Source organism: Roseovarius sp. MBR-6 (assembly GCF_040547525.1).
Classification (GTDB): domain Bacteria; phylum Pseudomonadota; class Alphaproteobacteria; order Rhodobacterales; family Rhodobacteraceae; genus Roseovarius.
In genome coordinates this window covers 1-18,361 of the sequence record NZ_JBEPPW010000012.1, presented here as the reverse complement: position 1 = coordinate 18,361, position 18,361 = coordinate 1, and the positions used below count along the sequence as shown (strand labels likewise).

General features: G+C 64.3%; 15 protein-coding genes. 14 read left to right on the top strand and 1 reads right to left on the bottom strand.

The window, feature by feature from the left end:
• Positions 1-66 precede the first annotated feature (66 nt).
• The 8 genes from ABIE57_RS14240 (at position 67) to ABIE57_RS14205 (ending at position 13,086) form a co-directional block, all read left to right on the top strand.
• Positions 67-1,329 (top strand): SulP family inorganic anion transporter, encoded by a 1,263-nt coding sequence (locus tag ABIE57_RS14240; protein WP_354539698.1) that lies wholly within the window; start codon positions 67-69, stop codon positions 1,327-1,329.
• Positions 1,330-1,379: 50 nt separating this feature from the next.
• Complete coding sequence (locus ABIE57_RS14235; RefSeq protein ID WP_354539697.1) at positions 1,380-2,801, top strand: cache domain-containing protein; 1,422 nt, start codon at positions 1,380-1,382, stop codon at positions 2,799-2,801.
• Positions 2,798-3,439, top strand: a complete 642-nt coding sequence (locus tag ABIE57_RS14230) for a response regulator transcription factor (protein WP_354539696.1) — start codon at positions 2,798-2,800, stop codon at positions 3,437-3,439. The genes ABIE57_RS14235 and ABIE57_RS14230 overlap by 4 nt, the downstream gene beginning before the upstream one ends.
• Positions 3,440-3,599: 160 nt before the next feature.
• The gene (locus ABIE57_RS14225) at positions 3,600-7,445 is read left to right on the top strand and encodes a hypothetical protein (RefSeq protein WP_354539695.1); all 3,846 of its coding nucleotides are present in this window, start codon (positions 3,600-3,602) and stop codon (positions 7,443-7,445) included.
• A 280-nt stretch (positions 7,446-7,725) separates the two neighbouring features.
• Positions 7,726-8,862 carry a DNA-processing protein DprA gene (gene dprA / locus ABIE57_RS14220; protein WP_354539694.1) on the top strand — a complete coding sequence of 379 codons (1,137 nt, stop codon included), beginning with the start codon at positions 7,726-7,728 and terminating at the stop codon, positions 8,860-8,862.
• A gap of 83 nt (positions 8,863-8,945) precedes the next feature.
• On the top strand, positions 8,946-11,618 hold the full coding sequence (topA, locus tag ABIE57_RS14215) for a type I DNA topoisomerase (protein WP_354539693.1): 2,673 nt from the start codon (positions 8,946-8,948) through the stop codon (positions 11,616-11,618).
• Positions 11,619-11,743: 125 nt separating this feature from the next.
• On the top strand, positions 11,744-12,457 hold the full coding sequence (locus ABIE57_RS14210; protein ID WP_354539692.1) for a CoA transferase subunit A: 714 nt from the start codon (positions 11,744-11,746) through the stop codon (positions 12,455-12,457).
• Positions 12,457-13,086, top strand: coding sequence for a 3-oxoacid CoA-transferase subunit B (locus ABIE57_RS14205; protein ID WP_354539691.1), 630 nt, complete (start codon positions 12,457-12,459; stop codon positions 13,084-13,086). The genes ABIE57_RS14210 and ABIE57_RS14205 overlap by 1 nt, the downstream gene beginning before the upstream one ends.
• A 46-nt stretch (positions 13,087-13,132) precedes the next feature.
• Here ABIE57_RS14205 and ABIE57_RS14200 read toward each other — a convergent pair whose 3' ends face one another.
• Positions 13,133-13,948: a lytic transglycosylase domain-containing protein gene (locus ABIE57_RS14200; RefSeq protein WP_354539690.1), complete on the bottom strand. Its 816-nt coding sequence runs from the start codon at positions 13,946-13,948 to the stop codon at positions 13,133-13,135.
• Here ABIE57_RS14200 and ABIE57_RS14195 point away from each other — a divergent pair.
• From ABIE57_RS14195 to ABIE57_RS14170, 6 genes are all read left to right on the top strand, one after another.
• The gene (locus tag ABIE57_RS14195) at positions 13,947-14,219 is read left to right on the top strand and encodes a hypothetical protein (RefSeq protein WP_354539689.1); all 273 of its coding nucleotides are present in this window, start codon (positions 13,947-13,949) and stop codon (positions 14,217-14,219) included. The two genes, ABIE57_RS14200 and ABIE57_RS14195, sit on opposite strands and share 2 nt — an antisense overlap.
• Before the next feature lie 96 nt (positions 14,220-14,315).
• Positions 14,316-14,519, top strand: coding sequence for a Flp family type IVb pilin (locus ABIE57_RS14190; RefSeq protein ID WP_354539688.1), 204 nt, complete (start codon positions 14,316-14,318; stop codon positions 14,517-14,519).
• 177 nt (positions 14,520-14,696) lie between these two features.
• Entirely contained in the window at positions 14,697-14,888 is a 192-nt protein-coding gene (locus ABIE57_RS14185; RefSeq protein WP_354539687.1) for a Flp family type IVb pilin, read from the top strand.
• 195 nt (positions 14,889-15,083) lie between these two features.
• Positions 15,084-15,953 carry a Flp pilus assembly protein CpaB gene (gene cpaB, locus ABIE57_RS14180; RefSeq protein ID WP_354539686.1) on the top strand — a complete coding sequence of 290 codons (870 nt, stop codon included), beginning with the start codon at positions 15,084-15,086 and terminating at the stop codon, positions 15,951-15,953.
• A 195-nt stretch (positions 15,954-16,148) separates the two neighbouring features.
• Positions 16,149-17,591: a type II and III secretion system protein family protein gene (locus tag ABIE57_RS14175; protein WP_354539685.1), complete on the top strand. Its 1,443-nt coding sequence runs from the start codon at positions 16,149-16,151 to the stop codon at positions 17,589-17,591.
• Positions 17,592-17,604: 13 nt separating this feature from the next.
• Positions 17,605-18,258 (top strand): OmpA family protein, encoded by a 654-nt coding sequence (locus ABIE57_RS14170; RefSeq protein ID WP_354539684.1) that lies wholly within the window; start codon positions 17,605-17,607, stop codon positions 18,256-18,258.
• The last annotated feature ends 103 nt before the right edge of the window (positions 18,259-18,361 follow it).

Genomic DNA, 18,361 nt, shown 5'->3' with positions numbered 1-18,361 from the left:
TCCTGACCAGAACGCCGGGGTGCAGGGCCTCTTGCATGTCGCGCGGCGCGGGTGTTCAACCTTGTCATGAAACCGAAGTTGCTGACCACACTGCCCGGCTATACCGCCACCCTGTTCCGCGCCGATCTTTTGGCCGGGATCACCGTGGCCATGGTGGCACTGCCGCTCAGCATTGCCATTGCCATTGCCTCCGGTGCGCCCCCGGTCACCGGGCTGATCACCGCGATTATCGGCGGCTTTCTCATCTCGGCGCTTGGCGGCAGCCGGGTGCAGATTGGCGGCCCCACCGGGGCCTTCATCGTCGTGGTCTATGGCATCATCGCCGAACATGGCCATGACGGGCTGGTGCTGGCGACGCTGATGGCGGGGGTCATTCTCGTGATCGCGGGCCGGTTCAGGGCCGGAAGTCTTGTGAAACACATCCCCGAAGCCGTCATCAACGGCTTTACCATCGGCATTGCCATCATCATTGCCGCCAGCCAGTTGCGTGACCTCTTCGGGCTGGCCGTGGCCGATCTGCCCGCCGATTTCCTGCCCAAGATCGCCGTCCTCTGGGAGGCGCGGGGCACGTTCAATCCGCGCGCGCTCTTGCTCGGGATTGCGACCGTGGTCCTCATCGTGATCCTGCGTCGCCTCTTGCCCCGCTTTCCGGGCCTGATCGTGGCCATCGCGCTCTGTTCGGCGGCGGTTGCGCTGCTGAGCCTGCCGGTGGATACGATCCAGTCGCGCTTTGGCGCGTTGCCCAACACGCTGCCCTTGCCGCAGCTACCTGAAATCAGCGTCGCGCGGATGCTCGACCTGCTGCCCTCGGCGCTCATCATCGCCTTTCTCGCCGGGGTGGAATCGCTGCTGTCGGCAAAGGTCGCTGACCGGATGATCGGCGGCAACACCCGTCCCAATGCCGAGGTGATCGCCAACGGCGCGGCCAATATCGGCTCGGCGCTTTTCGGCGGGTTGCCCGCAACCGGTGCCATCGCGCGCACCGCCACCAATGTGCACGCAGGCGGGCGCACGCCGGTGGCGGGGATGGTGCACGCCCTGACCATCCTTGTCGTCATGCTGCTTGCGGCACCGCTGGCGGGATATCTCGCCATGCCCGCACTTGCCGGTCTGTTGCTCATCACCGCGTGGAACATGTCCGAGGTGCAGCACTGGAAGAGGCATCTGGCGGCGTCGCGCCCGGATCAGGTGCTGCTTGTGATCACGCTGGTGCTGACGGTGCTGACCGATCTGACGCTGGCCATCGGCGTGGGCGTGGCACTTGGCCTTGCGCTGCGGTGGCGGCGGCGCGCGGTGCCCGAGGCCCGCCGGCACGACCCCGAGCACTGAGCCGCGCGAAACGCTGGATTTCGATCGCATGCGGGCGTATCCCATGGGTCATGTTCGCGCGCCTGAGGCTCAATTATGGCCAGAAGCTCTTTCTGGTGGCGACACTGCCCCTGATCCTGACGGCGGCGGCGGTGGCGGTCGTGGTGACACTGCAATCGCGGCACCTGGCAGAGCGCGAGATCGAGACGCTGGAGGTTCAGCTGATCAACGCCAAACGCGAGGAGCTGAAGAATTACCTCTCGCTTGCGCGGACCGCCTTCGTCAACATCTATGGCCGCGCCGCCCCGGACGACAACCGGGCGATGGAGCAGGTGAGCCAGATCCTTGCCGCGATGCTCTACGGTCAGGACGGCTATTTCTTCGTGTTCGACTATGACGGCACCAATCTTGTGAGCCCGCGCCGGACCGAACTTATCGGGCGCAACTGGACCGGGCTCGAGGATCCGTCGGGCGTGCCCGTTACCGACGAGCTGATCCGTCTGGCGCGGTTCGGCGGCGGCTATCACAGCTTTGCCTGGCCCCGCCCGTCCACGGGCGAGCGCTCGCAGATGGTGGCCTATGTGATCGGGCTTCAGGACTGGAAATGGGCCATCGGCACGGGCGTTTTCATCGACGATGTGCTCGCTGCCGTCGCCGCCTCGCGCCAGCAGGTCGAGGCGCGCGTGCAGCGCACGTTTCTCTTTATCGGGGGTGCGATGCTGGCGGCGCTGCTCTTTGTCTTCGTCACCGGCCTTTTCATCACCATCCGCGAACGGCGGCTGGCCGATGCCAAGCTCAAACGGCTTACGCAGCGCGTGTTCGACGCCCAGGAAGAGGAACGCGGGCGCGTGGCGCGCGAATTGCACGACGGGATCAGCCAGATCCTGGTCGGCGCGCGCTATGCGCTCGATACCGCGCAGCGACGGCTGGCGGCGGGTGACGCGCGCGCGCCCGAAATGCTCGAACGCGGAGCGGCGCATCTGACCACCGCCATTCAGGAAGTGCGCCGCATCAGCCGCGACCTGCGCCCCGGCGCGCTTGACGATCTGGGCCTTGGTCCCGCGCTCAAGGCGCTGGCGGAGGAGTTCGGCAAGCGAACGGGCATCGAGACCGTCTTTGCCACCGTGGTGTTCCGCAACCGGCTCGACGACGAGGCCAAGATCGCGCTCTACCGCGTGGCGCAGGAGGCGCTCACCAATATCGAGCGCCATTCGGGGGCCACCCGTGTCGAGATCGACTTGCGCGGCCACGCGCGCGGCGGCACGCTGCGCATCACCGACAATGGCTGCGGTATCGACGCCGCGCGCACCGGCACGGGGGGCGGGCTGGGCCTGCGCAACATGCAGGAGCGCATCGACCAGATCGACGGACGGCTCGTCATCCGCTCGTCGGTCGGCGGCACCGAGATCGAAGCCAACGTGCCGCTCACGCACCTCCTCAAACCGCAGGGCCAGACCGAGACGGTCCCCGAGAAAAGAAGGGCCCGCGCATGACCCCCATTCGCGTCGTCATCGTCGACGATCATCCGATGGTCGTCGAAGGCATCCAGTCCATCCTCGAAAGCTATGACGATGTCGAGGTGATCGCCGCGTTCTGCAACGGTCAGGACATCATCGACCGGGTCGCGGAGCTTGCCCCCGACGTGATCCTGCTCGACCTCAACATGCCGGGGCTGGGCGGGCTCTCGACCACCGAGATCCTGCTCGAACGCCGCCCCGGCACGCGGATTCTCATCCTGTCGATGCATGACAGCCCGGAATATATCGCCTCGGCGCTCAGCCACGGTGCCTTGGGCTATGTCCTCAAGGACGTGCCCACCGAAGAGATCAAGTGCGCCATCGACGCGGTGATGACGGGCGAGCGCTATCTCTGCACCGGCGCGCAAGGCTCGCTTGCGCCCTTCACCCCGCCCGATCGCGAGCAACTCACCAACCGCGAACAGACGATCCTTCTGCAACTGGCGCAGGGCAAGTCCAACAAGGAGGTGGCGCTGGCGCTGGATATCTCGGTGCGCACGGTCGAGACGCATCGCAAGAACATCAAGCGAAAACTGGGGATTTCCTCAACCGCCGGACTGACGCGATATGCGATGGAGCACGGGGTCTTGCAAGGAACGGGCGTGCGCCCATAGGGTATATCAATCAAAGGTTGCTAATTCGTAACAACTTTTACACAATATCTTGATCGAATCGGAATTATGCTCTCCAACTTTCATGCAGTGTGGACCTTCACTTTGGCACTCGGCTTGAGCGGTGGGTCCAACATTACTCAAAACTGATAAGGAATACCCCATGACAACCCTGACCCTCACCGGCATTTTCGTTGTATTCGACGACGTTAACGACACGACATCATCGGTTGGAACGGCCACGTTCACCGTTCAATTCCCGAATGCCGGTGCGGTGCTCAACTACACGCTCCTGCCGGGCACCGAGCCAGACGACCTTCCCCTTGTCGATATCGGGGGCACCGAGCCGCTCAGTGCCACGGTGAACGGTTTCGATGTGCTTAACAATGACGATATCGAAACCTCGCTCGGCTTCATCCAGACCCCCGAGGGAACCCATGTCCTGCTTGCCTTTTTCGACCCGGTTCAGGGCGTTGACGCGATTTTCCAGATCGGCGGCGATCCCCTGACCCTGCCGACGACCGTCGAGGGATTCAACGCGCTCGACGATTCCATCACGAATGTCGGTGTCGCATCGGGTGCCTTTGCCCCGGGCGTCAACATCCCCATCACCAGTCTCGGCGGCGAAATCACCGGTGGCGACGTGAACCCCATCGAAGGCACGGATGGCGATGACGTGCTTGTCGGCACGGCGGGGGATGACCTGATCACCACCGGCAACGCGACCCCGAACGGCGATCTCGTGGTCGGCTCCGCGGGCAATGACACGATCGACATGTCGGGCAATGACGGCCTCAATGCATTTGTCGTGCTCGACTATCGTGGGCTGAACGGTCCGCTTGATGCGACCATCGACGGGGCGGCCAATACCGGCAGCGTCGACAAGGGCGCGGACGGCACCGACACGCTTCTGGACGTAAGACAGCCGCTGGAGGCGGGTGCAAACAATGGCGGGCTCAGCATTCTCGGCTCTCTTTCGGGCGCGAACAGCTTCACCGTTGCACCCGACGCGGGGCAGTGGATCAGTGTGCGCGGCGGCGCGGGCACCGACAGCTACGAGATCAATGGCGAAGGTTTCGTGCGGCTTGATTTCGCCTTCACCGGCGCGACCGTCGGGGCGCAGGTGAACCTTGCCACCGGTGTGATCGCCGATGACGGCTCCGGCAATGCCGAGACGATCACCGGCACCAACAACATCTGGGAGGTGCGCGGCACCGACAATGCCGATGTGCTTATCGGTAGCGACGCGAATGAAAGCTTCATCTCGCGCGGCGGCAATGACACGATCGACGGCGGCGACGGGTTCGACCGGCTGCGCTATGACCGCTTTGGTGTGAGCGGCATCAATGCCGATCTCGCGGCGGGCACGGTCACCGGCGTGTGGGACGGCAACGCCTTCGCCGACACGGTCAGCAATATCGAATGGCTGCGCGGCTCGAACGGCAATGACGTGATCATGGCCAACGACAGCGGCATCCGCATGGAAGGGCGCAACGGCGACGACACCCTTGTGGGCGGGCTGGGCAATGACACCTTCGTCGGCGGATCGGGGGCCAATACTTTCGTGTTCCGGGGCGGCTTCGACTCGATCAGTGATTTCACGGTCGGTGTGGATTCGCTGGTCATCGACATCGCAGGCCTGACGCAGGCCGATGTCGATGCGGCGATGCAGGACGTGCTGTTCTTCGAGGGGCAGTATTTCGTGACCTTCGGCGAGGCGCAGAACATCGGCTTCAACGGGCTGAATGAAGAACAGATACAGTCGATCCAGGCCACGCTCGACATTTCCGATCCGGGTCCGAGTGTGATCAACGGCACGGATGGCGATGATTTCCTCGAGGGCACGGCGGGGGATGACCTGATCATCACCGGCAACGCCACGCCGAACGGCGATTTCGTGGTCGGCTCCGCGGGTAATGACACGATCGACATGTCGGGCAATGACGGCGTCGACGGCTTCGTGACGCTTGGCTACAACTCGCTGGGCAGTGGCATCGCCGTGACCATCGACGGGGCGGCCAATACCGGCACGGTGGACAAGGGCGCGAACGGCACCGACACGCTGATCGGGGTGGAGCAGCCACTTTTCGCGGGCTTTGGCAATGGCGGGCTGGGTGTGATCGGCACGGCGGGCGACGACGTGTTCAATCTCTCTCCCGGTGCAAACCAGTGGATGCAGGTTCGCGGCGGCGACGGCGCGGACAGCTACGAGATCAATGGCGAAGGTTTCGTGCGGCTCGATTTCGCGTTCACCGGCGCGACCGGCGGGGCGCAGGTGAACCTCGCCACCGGCGTGATCGCCGATGACGGCTTCGGCAATGCCGAGACGATCACCGGCACCAACAGCATCTGGGAGGTGCGCGGCACCGACAATGACGATCTGATCATCGGCAGCGCGGCGGATGAGAGCTTCATCTCGCGCGGCGGCAATGACACGATCGACGGTGGCGACGGGTTCGACCGGATGCGCTATGACCGCGCGGGCGTGAGCGGCATCAATGCCGATCTCGCGGCGGGCACGGTCACCGGCACCTGGGATGGCAACGCCTTCACCGACACGGTCAGCAATATCGAATGGCTGCGCGGCTCCAACAGCGCCGACACGCTGGCGGGCGACACCAACGACAACCGCCTCGACGGCCGCGGCGGCACCGACACCTTCATCCACGTGGGCGGCAACGACACCATCGGCGATTTCGACGCCGACAATGAAAGCCTTGTGCTGCGCATCGCCGGAAGCTCCTTCCTCGCGCTTCAGGCGGCGATGGCCAATGCGACCGACACGGACGCGGGCGCGGTGGTCGATTTCGGCGGCGGCAACTCGATCACCTTCGCAGGCCTCACAGCCGCGCAGGTGGCCGGCATCACCGTCGATACCGGCGGGCCGACCGAAGGCGATGACACGCTCATCGGCACGGCGGGCGATGATTTCATCAACGGTCTTGGCGGCGACGACCTGATCGAGGGTGGCGACGGGGCCGACGATCTCTTTGGCGGCACCGGCAATGACACGCTCATCGGCGGGACCGGGCCCAACGGCCTCTTCGGCGGCGCGGGCGATGACAGCCTGATCGGCGGCATCGGCTGGGAGGATCTCTTTGGCGGCGACGGCAACGACACGATTGTCGGGGATGCCGGCAACGACAATATCGGTGGTGGCGCGGGCCTTGATCTGATCTTTGCGGGTGACGGCGATGACACAATCTTTGGCGGCGACGACAATGACACCATCTGGGGCGGTCTTGGCGACGACCAGATCGGCGGCGGCAACGGCGATGACCAGATAAATGCTGGCGGTGGGAATGACGAGGTCTGGGGCGGCGCGGGCAACGATCAGATTGATGGTGGCGCGGGCAACGACACGCTGAGCGGCAGCAACGGCAACGACAGCATCGACGGCGGCGACGGCGCCGACGAGCTTTGGGGCGGGCTCGGCAACGACTCGCTCTCGGGCGGGGAAGGCAACGACACAATCGGCGGCTTTGACGGTGCCGATTTCCTCGACGGCGGCGCGGGCGACGACGAGCTCTGGGGCGGTGCTGGCAACGACACCATGCTCGGCGGCGACGGCGCGGATCAGATCGGCGGCGACATCGGGGCCGACTCGGTCGACGGCGGGGCCGGAAACGACACGGTTTTCGCGGGCGATGGCAACGACACGGTTCTGGGCGGCGACGGCGACGACCTGATCTTTGGCGGCGCGGGCAATGACCGTCTTGAGGGCGGCGCGGGCAATGACACGGTCTGGGGCGGTCCCGGCGCGGATGTCTTCGTGTTCGGCGCAGGCGACGGGGCGGACGTGTTCGAGTTCTTCAACATCGGCGCGGGTGACCGGATCGAATTGTCCAGCGACCTTCTTGGGGGGGCTGCGGACGGGGCCGCCGTGGTCACCGCCTTCGGGTCGATTGTGGGAGGCAATGCCGTGCTCGATTTCGGCGGAGGCACCAGCATCACGCTGACGGGCCTGACAACGCTCGACGGGCTCGACACGGTGTTCGACATCGTCTGAGTCCCATAGCCAACCTGGAGACCCGTGTCGGGCGACGCTCTGGACCCTGAGCGTCGCCCGATACGTTCGAATCGGAGCAAGGTTTCGCGGGTGCGCCGAGGAAGCAAACGCGGCACCTGCCTGACCGCGACCGAAAGCCGCCAATACAATAATAATTCAAGCGTATTTTCATTACCTTACCGGAAGTCCGCGAAAAATCTGCGGTCCACCCGGTTTCGGTTTACCGCCCGTTAACCCTTCCGGCGGTATCCATGATCCTGCAAGCAGGCGAGGTCACGGGATGCCCAAGGTCACACATCCTTCCACTCACCCCCCACTCCCACCCACCACGGAAGATGAGCGGGTCTCGTGGCTTCGTCTCTTGCGCTCGCGCCGGGTTGGTCCGGTGACATTTCACCGGCTTTTGTCCGAACACGGCAGCGTGGCGGCGGCGCTCGATGCCCTGCCGGAGGTTGCCCGCGCCGCCGGTGTGACCGATTACGCCCCCTGCCCCGAGGGCGTGGCCATCGCCGAATTGCGCGCCGCGCAAAAGGCCGGTGCGCGCCTTCTTGCCTGTCCCGACCCTGCCTATCCGGCGGCGCTGCGCGACCTGCCCGACGCGCCCCCCGTTCTTTGGGTGATGGGCGACATCGCCACGCTCAGCCGTCCCATGATCGCCCTTGTCGGTGCGCGCAACGCCTCCTCTCTCGGGATGCGCATGGCAAAATCGCTGGCGGCGGACCTCTCGGAGCAGGGCTTTGTCGTGGTCTCCGGCCTTGCGCGCGGGATCGACACCGCCGCGCATCTGGCCAGCGTCAAAGCGGGCACGCTCGCCGTCATGGCGGGCGGGGTCGATGTGATCTACCCGGCGGAAAACACGCGGCTGTCGCAGGATATCCTGCGCAACGGGCTGCGCCTGTCGGAACAGCCCATGGGCCTTGTGCCGCAGGCGCGGCACTTTCCCACGCGCAACCGATTGATCAGCGGCCTCGCGCGCGCCGTCATCGTGGTCGAGGCCGCGGCGAAATCCGGCTCGCTCATCACCGCGCGCACGGCGCTCGATCAAGGGCGCGAGGTGATGGCCGTGCCGGGCCACCCGTTCGACGCGCGCGCCAGCGGCTGCAACATGCTGATCCGCGACGGGGCCGTATTGGTGCGCAGCGCCGTCGACGTGATCGAGGCCCTGCCGCGCGACGAGGCCCCCGTTCAGGCCGAGATCCCCCTGCCCGACCCTGCGCCGCCCCCGCGCCCCCTGCGCGAGACCGCCGCGCTGCATACCGAGATACTCGCCCGCCTTGGCCCCTCACCGCTGGCCGAGGATCAACTGATCCGCGATCTGGCCAGTCCCGCGCAGGCCGTGGCCCCCGCGCTCGTCGCGCTCGAGCTTGACGGGCGCATCACGCGCCATCCCGGTGGCCTTGTCTCGCTCAGCGCCTGATCGCGGGCCTTCATTGACAATTCCCCTTGCCAGCCCACATGGTGCGCCGCCATAAGCGGCCCGCAAAGCCGGAAGGAGTGTCCATGCCCGTCGTCGTTGTCGAATCGCCCGCCAAAGCAAAGACCATCAACAAGTATCTGGGCGACGGCTACACGGTTCTGGCAAGCTATGGCCATGTGCGCGACCTGCCTGCCAAGGATGGCTCGGTCGATCCCGAGAACGGCTTTGACATGACATGGGAGGTGGGTGCCGACAGCCGCAAGCATGTCAAGGCCATCGCCGACGCGCTCAAGGATGACAACGCCCTCATCCTCGCCACCGACCCCGACCGCGAGGGCGAGGCGATCAGCTGGCACCTCGAGGAAACGCTGCGCAAGCGCAAGGCGATCAACAAGGACACGCCCGTCAGCCGCGTCGTCTTCAACGCCATCACCAAGGCCGCCGTTACCGAGGCAATGAAAAACCCCCGTCAGGTCGATGCGCCGCTGGTCGAGGCCTATCTGGCGCGCCGGGCGCTCGATTACCTCGTGGGCTTCAACCTCAGCCCCGTGCTCTGGCGCAAGCTGCCCGGCGCGCGCTCGGCGGGGCGGGTGCAATCCGTGTGCCTGCGTCTCATCGTCGAGCGCGAGATGGAGATCGAGGCGTTCACCGCCCGCGAATACTGGTCCGTCAAGGCGGCTCTGGCCACGCCGCGCGGACAGGAGTTCGAGGCGCGGCTGGTCACGCTTGCGGGAAAGAAACTCGACAAATACGATCTGGAAAACGCGACACAGGCCGAACTGGCGGTGCAGGCCGTGGCCGCGCGCGCGCTCTCGGTGACGGGCGTCGAGGCGAAACCGGCCAGCCGCAATCCCTCCGCCCCGTTCATGACATCGACCCTGCAACAGGAGGCCAGCCGCAAGTTCGGCATGGGCGCCAAACAATGCATGAGCGCCGCGCAACGCCTCTACGAGGCCGGGCACATCACCTACATGCGCACCGACGGCATCGACATGGCCCCAGAGGCGGTGATGGCCGCCCGCGACGCGATCCGCGACCGCTTTGGCGAGGCGTATCTGCCGAAATCGCCCCGCATGTATAAAAACAAGGCCAAGAACGCGCAGGAAGCGCATGAGTGCATCCGGCCCACCGACATGACCCGCGACGCGGCCAAGCTGAGGCTCACCGACACCGACCAGCGCCGCCTTTATGACCTGATCTGGAAACGCACCCTTGCCTGCCAGATGGAGGCTGCGCGGCTGGAGCGCACCACCGTCGATATCGGCAGCGCGGACGGACAGGTTGGCCTGCGCGCCACCGGGCAGGTGATGCTCTTTGACGGGTTCCTCAAGGTCTACGAGGAAGGGCGCGACGACGTGACCGACGAGGAAGACCGCCGCCTGCCGCAGATCATGCAGGGCGACAAGGCGGCCTTCGCCAAATCCTCGCTGCGCGCGGAGTTCGCCAAGGCACAGGACGGCAAGGACAGCCCCGCCGCGATGCTCTCGCAAAACGAGGCCGTGCTGGGGCTCCAGCATTTCACCCAAGCCCCGCCGCGCTACACCGAGGCGACGCTGGTCAAGAAGATGGAAGAGCTGGGCATCGGCCGCCCCTCGACCTATGCCAGCGTGCTGGGCACGATTCAGGACCGCGAATATGTCCGCAAGGAACAGAACCGCCTCTACCCCGAGGACAAGGGGCGGATCGTCACCGTCTTCCTGATCAACTTCTTCCGCAAATACGTGGGCTACGAATTCACCGCCAATCTGGAAGAGGATCTCGACCGCGTCAGCGCGGGCGAGGCGGATTACAAGGATATCCTCTCGCGCTTCTGGCGCGATTTCTCGGCGGCCATCGCCGAGACATCCGAGTTGCGCATCACCGAGGTGCTCGACGTGCTCGACGCAGCGCTTGCCCCCACGCTCTATCCCCCCCGCGAGGATGGCGGCGATCCGCGCCAATGCCCGCTTTGTGGAACGGGGCAGTTGCATCTCAAGACCTCGCGTTCGGGCGGTTTTGTCGGCTGCGGCAATTACCCCGACTGCCGCTATACGCGCCCCATCGGCGGCGATGCGGCCGAAAACGGCGACCGGATCCTTGGCGAGGATGAGAATGGCAACGAAATCTCGCTCCGTTCGGGGCGCTTTGGCCCTTACGTGCAGCGCGGAGAGGCCACCGAGGAAAACAAGAAGCCTGAGCGCGCCAGCCTGCCCAAGGGGTGGAAAGCCGAGGACATGACGCTGGAAAAGGCGCTGACGCTCCTGAGCCTGCCGCGCGAGGTGGGCGCGCATCCCGAGGGCGGCGCGATCAAGGCGAATTTCGGCCGCTTCGGCCCCTACCTCATGCACCAGTTGCCCGACGAGGCGAAACCCGTTTACGCCAACCTCCGGGACCCAGCCGACGTGTTCGAAATCGGCATGAACCGCGCGGTGGAGCTTCTGGCCGAAAAGCGCGCCAATCCCGGCGGGCGCGGGCGCGCGGCGGCGAAATCCTTGCGCGATCTGGGCGAACATCCCGACGGTGGTCCGGTTCAGGTGTTCGAGGGGCGGTATGGTCCTTATGTCAAATGGGGCAAGGTCAACGCGACCCTGCCCAAGGACACTCCCCCCGACGCGATGACGCTGGAGGCGGCGCTGGAACTGATCACGGCCAAGGCGGCGAAGGGCGGCAAGAAGAAGGCCGCCCCGAAAACGGCTGCCGCGAAGAAACCTGCCGCAAAAAAGCCCGCCGCGAAGAAGGCGGCGGCCAAGCCCGCCACGCGCAAGAAGGCCGTCTGAGCCGCGCGGCTTGAGGCCCCTTACGTAGTAATCCGTAAACCGTGTCGATGCGGGCGCGCCTTGCGTTGACTCGCGCCGTCGCCATGATCATACCGGGCCCGACAGGCTTCAAAGGGAGTTTTGCAATGTCCAAGGTTTACGGTTCGGCAGCGGAGGCGCTCGACGGGCTCTTGCGCGACGACATGCTGATTGCCGCAGGCGGGTTCGGCCTCTGCGGTATCCCCGAACTCCTGCTCGCGGCGATCCGCGACGCGGGCGTGAAAAATCTCACCTTCGCCAGCAACAATGCGGGCGTCGACGATTTCGGCATCGGCATCCTGCTTCAGACCCGGCAGGTCAGCAAGATGATCTCCTCCTATGTGGGGGAGAACGCGGAATTCATGCGCCAATACCTGAGCGGCGAGTTGGAGCTTGAATTCAATCCGCAAGGCACCCTGGCCGAGCGGATGCGCGCGGGCGGCGCGGGCATTCCCGGTTTCTACACCAAGACCGGCGTCGGCACGGTCATCGCCGAGGGCAAGGAGCACAAGGACTTTCCCACCGGCGCGGACGGCCAACCCGAGACCTATATCATGGAAAGCGGCATCTTCGCTGACCTCTCGATCGTCAAGGCGTGGAAGGCCGACACCACCGGCAACGCCATCTTCCGCAAGACCGCGCGCAACTTCAACCCGCCGGCGGCCATGTGCGGGCGCATCTGCGTGATGGAGGTGGAAGAGATCGTGGAGCCGGGCACACTCGACCCCGATTGCATTCACCTGCCGGGCATCTATGTGCACCGCCTTGTTCAGGGCACGCATGAGAAACGCATCGAACAACGCACGGTGAGGGCAGCATAATGGCTTGGGATCGCAATCAGATGGCGGCACGCGCCGCGCAGGAGCTTGAGGACGGCACCTATGTCAATCTCGGCATCGGGATTCCGACGCTGGTGTCGAACTACATCCCCGAGGGGGTGACGGTGACGCTGCAATCGGAAAACGGGATGCTCGGCATGGGGCCCTTCCCGCTTGAGGGTGACGAAGACCCTGACCTCATCAACGCCGGCAAGCAGACCATCACCGAACTGCCCCACACCGCCTATTTCGACAGCGCCACCTCGTTCGGCATGATCCGGGGCGGCAAGATCGCCATGGCGATCCTGGGCGCGATGGAAGTGGCCGAGAACGGGGATCTGGCCAACTGGATGATCCCCGGCAAGCTCGTCAAGGGCATGGGCGGCGCGATGGATCTGGTGGCGGGCGTGCGCCGCGTGGTGGTGGTGATGGATCACACCAACAAGCACGGCGAGTCCAAAGTGCTGCGCGACTGCACGCTGCCGCTGACCGGCAAGGGGGTGGTCAATCGCATCATCACCAATCTCGGCGTGCTCGATGTGGTCGAGGGCGGGCTGAAGATCGTCGAGACCGCCGAGGGCGTGACCGAGGACGAGCTGCGCGCCGCGACCGAGGCGACCATCGTCAACTGAGACCATCGTCAACCGATGTGAGGGGCCGGGCGGGTCGCGCCCGGTCCTAATTCATCGCCAGATCAAACGCACAGGCATCGGTCAGGAGTTCGGGCCGCGTCTTGCAGAGCGCGCGCGCCACCTCGAAGGCGGCCAGAACCTTGGGGATATAATCGCGGGTCTCGGCATAGGGCGGCACGCCGTCATTCCTGTGAACCGCGTTTTCGCCCGCATTGTAGCCCGCGAGCGCCAGAATCACATCGCCGCCGAACTCTCCGATCAGCCAGTCGAGATAGGCCGCGCCGCCACGGATGTTCTCGGCGGGTGCGAACACGTCACGCACGCCGAACCGCAGGGCGGTGTCGGGCATGAGCTGCATGAGGCCCTGCGCGCCCGCATGGCTCACCGCCGCCTCGCGCCCCGAGGATTCCACCGCGATCACCGCCAGCACGAGCGCGGGCGAGACGCGCGTGCCGATGGTGGCGCGCAGGATTTCGGCACCATGGGCGCGTAGCAGGGCCTGTATCGCCTCCAGCCGGGGGGCGGCCACGCCTGCCGCCCCTGCGGGCGGTTGAGAGAGCCGCGCCATCGCGGCGCGAAGCCGCTCGGGACCGGACGCGTCAAGGCCTGCGGGCACGTCCTCCCAGAACCAGCCATGGCGAGAGACCACCCCGCTTGGGGCCGCATCGGGGTCGGGGGCCGAGTCTTCGGCGGGGCGGCGCGGCGGCGGCCAGACCGCCTGCGGGTCGATCTGCACCAGCGGGCGGCGTTCCCCGGGTTTCGGGGCCGTCTCGCGCTTGAAGGTGAATTCGGGAAAGGGCGGCGGATCGCCCGCGCGCGCAGGTGTGAAAAGGGCCTGAGTCGCAGCAAGACCCAAAACCATGAAGATTCTCTTGACGGGCACCGCTCGGCCTCTGGATGTTTTGCGACACTATGCCGACAATCGCCGCAAAAGGCCAGAACTGTCGCTTTTTGCCCCGGTTCGCGGACAGAATTTTTACCAAATTCTTCCCGTAAAAGCTGTATTTTCAAAAACATCGCTGTTTTCTTTTGTTTATTTTCATATGGTTGACAAAATACTCCATAAAATTATCCAAGACGCGGAAATCGCTTCAAAGCCGCCCAAATCCCGCCCGAATTCAGGGGCCATATAGGGTCACACCACGACGGCAACGGGCCATAAAAACGTTGGGTCCAGAACCGGGGTGGATGTGAAACCTGAACCACTGATCCTTTGGAGGGACCAAACAATGACCAACTTTTTCCAGAACTTCCTGAAAGACGAAGACGGCGCAGTCACGGTTGACTGGGTTGTGCTGACCGCCGCCGTGGTGGCACTCGGCATCGGCGCCGTGACGGTTGTCGGCAGCAGCATGGACGGTCTTGCCAGCAAGATCGGCACCGAGATCGACACCCGCGAAGCGACCTCGGCCCCCGCGCCGGCCGGCGGCTGATCAGTTCGGCTGACCGCGTGATCAACGGGCCGCGAACCTCCGGGTTCGCGGCCTTTTGGCTAACGGCCAGGAAAATGTGTAAAATTTGCATGACTCCATACGACGTCACGAGGCACATTTAACGGGCCCCAAACAGTCATGTGTTGTAACGACACGTGCTAACGGACGGGCACAGACATGAAGCTTCTTATCATCCGCAATCGGCTGCTGCGGCTATGGAAGCAGGACTCGGGCGCAGTGACGGTTGATTTCGTCGTCTTGACGGCCCTTGTCGCGCTTATCTCTCTGAGTGTCGTGACGGCCATTCTCGGCGACGTCACGAGCGTTTCCGAACGTGTGTCCGATGTCGGAACACAGTTCTACGACTGACGCGCCCGGACATCAGAGCGAGGAGGCCGGACCTGAGGATCTGCGCGCACAGGACGCGCCGGTTTCGTGTTCGGCCTCTTTCCATCCAGGTTCCCGAAAACCTCCATTCTTTTGCCACGATCTGCCTGCACAAACACTGCTGATCCCGTGGGTTGTTGTCCACTGGAACGCATCAACGATATGGAAGGGTAAACCATGCGCCTGATATTCGGACTGGTCCTGATCGCCGGTATCGGCCTTGCCGGCTTTGCCACCTACATGGCGAAAAACTACATCGATCAATATCAGCAGGAACTGGCGCTCGAGCGTCAACAGCGCGGGCCGCAGATCGAAACGGTCGATGTGGTGGTCGCGGCACGGGACATGAAATACGGTGAAAAGATCGCGCAAGCGGATATCCGCCTCGTTCCCTTTCCCAAAGCGTCTATTCCCAACGGGTATTTTGACAAGATCGAGTCTCTCACCCCCGTGACCGGCCTTGGTGCGCGCGAGGTTCTGCGCGGCATGAGCGCGAACGAGATCATTCTCGAGACGAAAGTGACCAAGCCGGGGGAACCGGCCGGCATTTCAACCGGCCTCGCCCCCGGCATGCGCGCCTTTGCCATCCAGGTGGACGCGGCCAGCGGGGTTTCGGGCTTTCTGCGACCGGGCGACTCGGTGGATGTCTACTGGACCGGTCGCATTCAGGGCCAGAACCTGCGCACCGAGGGGGATTCCACCGGCGATGTCACCAAGCTGATCGAATCCCAGATGCAGCTTGTCGCTATCGACCAGAGCGCCGATGTGGACCGGTCCGAAACGCGCGTCGCCCGCACCGTCACCGTCGCAGCCACACCGCAACAGGTTGCCGCCCTTGCGCAGGCGCAGGCGACCGGGCGGCTTGCGCTCTCGCTCGTCGGGGCCATGGATGAAAGCATCGCAGAGGTGATCGAGGTCGATCAATCGCGCCTTCTGGGACTTCAGGCGCGGGTCGAGGCCGCCCCGGAGGTGAAGGAAGAAACCTGTGCCATCCGCACCCGGCGCGGCGCAGAGGTGATCGTGACGCCGATCCCCTGCACCAATTGATCACCCGAAACAGCAAGCATCAGGCCGCCCGACCGGGCGGCCTTTGTGGCTATTGCGCCCCATATTCACGGCATCAGTCGTCATCTGAAGTTCAAAACATATTGATTCCTTGCAAGATTCAGAAAATTCGCGCATGATCAAATCAAATCGGACAAAAGATCCGGCAAATGAGGCGTGATCGGAGAGGCAGGTCACATGATCCTGAAAAGATTTATCACGGCGGCTTTTGCTGCATGTGTTGTCAATGCGATGACCGCGCCGATGGCAGCGCAGGCTGAAACCGTGCGCGTCCTGCAAAACGGTGCAGCAAGCAATCTGAGCGTGTCGATGAACCGCGCCATCGTGGTTGAAAGCGATGTGCCCTTCGCCGAACTGAGCATCGCAAACCCGGCCATCGCCGATTTCTCGACGCTCTCGGACCGCACGATCTATGTGCTGGGCAAGACGCCGGGGCGCACCACGCTGACGCTTTTCGACGGCACCGGGCAACTTATCACCAATATCGACGTGCATGTGAGCACCGATGTGGCCGAGTTCAAGGAACGGCTGCGCCAGATCCTTCCCGGAGAAAGCATCGAGGTGCGCACCGCCAATGACGGCATCGTGCTGTCGGGCACCGTGTCCAGCCCGGCGCGGCTGCAACGCGCGCTCGATCTGGCCGAACGCTACGCGCCTGAACGTGTCTCGAACCTCATGTCGGTCTCGGGCAAGCAGCAGGTCATGCTCAAGGTCCGCTTTGCCGAGATGCAGCGCAGCGTGTCCAAGGCGCTTTCGACATCCTTATCCTTTGGTGCCCTGTCAAACCGAAATGGGCAAACCGTCAACCAAATCGGTGGCGTCGGCTCGCGACCCGGGACAGGACCAATTGGCAGCGGTATCGGCCCCCAGACCGTTGTCCCTGGCACGGTCGGCGGCCAGACCGCCGCCGGCACCGCCTTCATCGGGTTTGACATAGGCGCGACCGAAATCGGCATCCTCCTCGAGGCGCTCGAGACCAAGGGCGTCGTGCGCACGCTGGCCGAGCCGAACCTGACCGCGCTGTCGGGGCAGGAGGCGTCCTTCCTTGCGGGAGGCGAATTCCCGATCCCGGTGGCGCAGGATACCGACACGCTCACCGTCGAGTTCAAGAGATTCGGCGTCGAATTGAAATTCGTGCCGCGCGTTGTGGATGACGGCATCATCAATCTCGAACTGGTGGCGGCCGTATCCTCGGTCGATCCCGCGAATTCCATTGTCACCAACGGCCTGACGCTGCCCGGCTTCCGGCGCCGCGACACCTCGACCACGGTGGCGATGCGCGACGGCGAGAGCTTTGCCATCGCGGGGCTCTTGCAGGACGATTTCCGCGACAACGCCTCGCAGGTGCCTTGGCTGGGTGACATTCCGGTTCTGGGCGCGCTCTTCCGCAGCGCCGATTTCCAGCGCGACCAGAGCGAGTTGGTGATCATCGTTTCGGCGCATCTTGTCTCGCCGACGCGGGGCGAGGCGCTGGTGCTGCCCACCGATCGCGTGCGCCTGCCCTCCGAGGCCGATCTCTTCCTCAGGGGGCGCGTCGCCAAGGGTGCTCCGACCAGAGGGGCCGCCGGCGAAGTTGCAAAACAGGATTTCACGGGGTCCTACGGCTACGTGATGGAATGAGCGGGGTTGCCTCATGAAACATTATCTCGCGATTACCGGTCTGATTGCCGCGGTGGCCTGCACAGCACCCGACGGCGAAGTCTACCGCTCCTATTTCGGAGAAGTGGGCGGGCTGGCCGATAACGGCACGTTCGGCCAGGCGACGATGAGCAATCACCTCGTGATGACCGGCGAGCGCAGCTATGTATTCGACCTTGCCAACAGATTTTCCAACGAGGTCATGAGCACCGTGAATTTTGCCTTCGATTCCGCCGCTCTGGACGCCGGTGCGCGCGATACGCTGCGCGAACAGGCCCGCTGGATCAGGCAGTTCCCGGAGGTGCGCTTCCGCGTCTATGGCCATACCGACGCGGTGGGAACGTCTGCCTACAACAAGGCGCTCGGGATGCGGCGGGCGCAGGCGGTGGTCAATTTCCTGACAAGCCAGGGCATAAGCCGCGCGCGGCTGGAGGCGGTGGCCTCGTTTGGCGACACGCAACCCCTTATCGTCACGCAGGGCCGCGAACGGCGCAACCGGCGCACGGTGACCGAGGTATCGGGTTTTGTTCAGTCGAACCCGATCATCATGGATGGCAGATATGCCGAGGTCGTCTATCGCGGCTATATCGACAGCGCCAAGGCAACACCGGATGTCCGACTGTCGGGGGACGTCACAGACCAGGAATAAGCCCCTGCGGGAGTGTCATGAACTCTGTGTAACTGGTCCGGGCCATGCGGGTTTCAGTTACGGTCACGCGTTGAAGCGTTCGTCGAACATGATAGCGAATTGA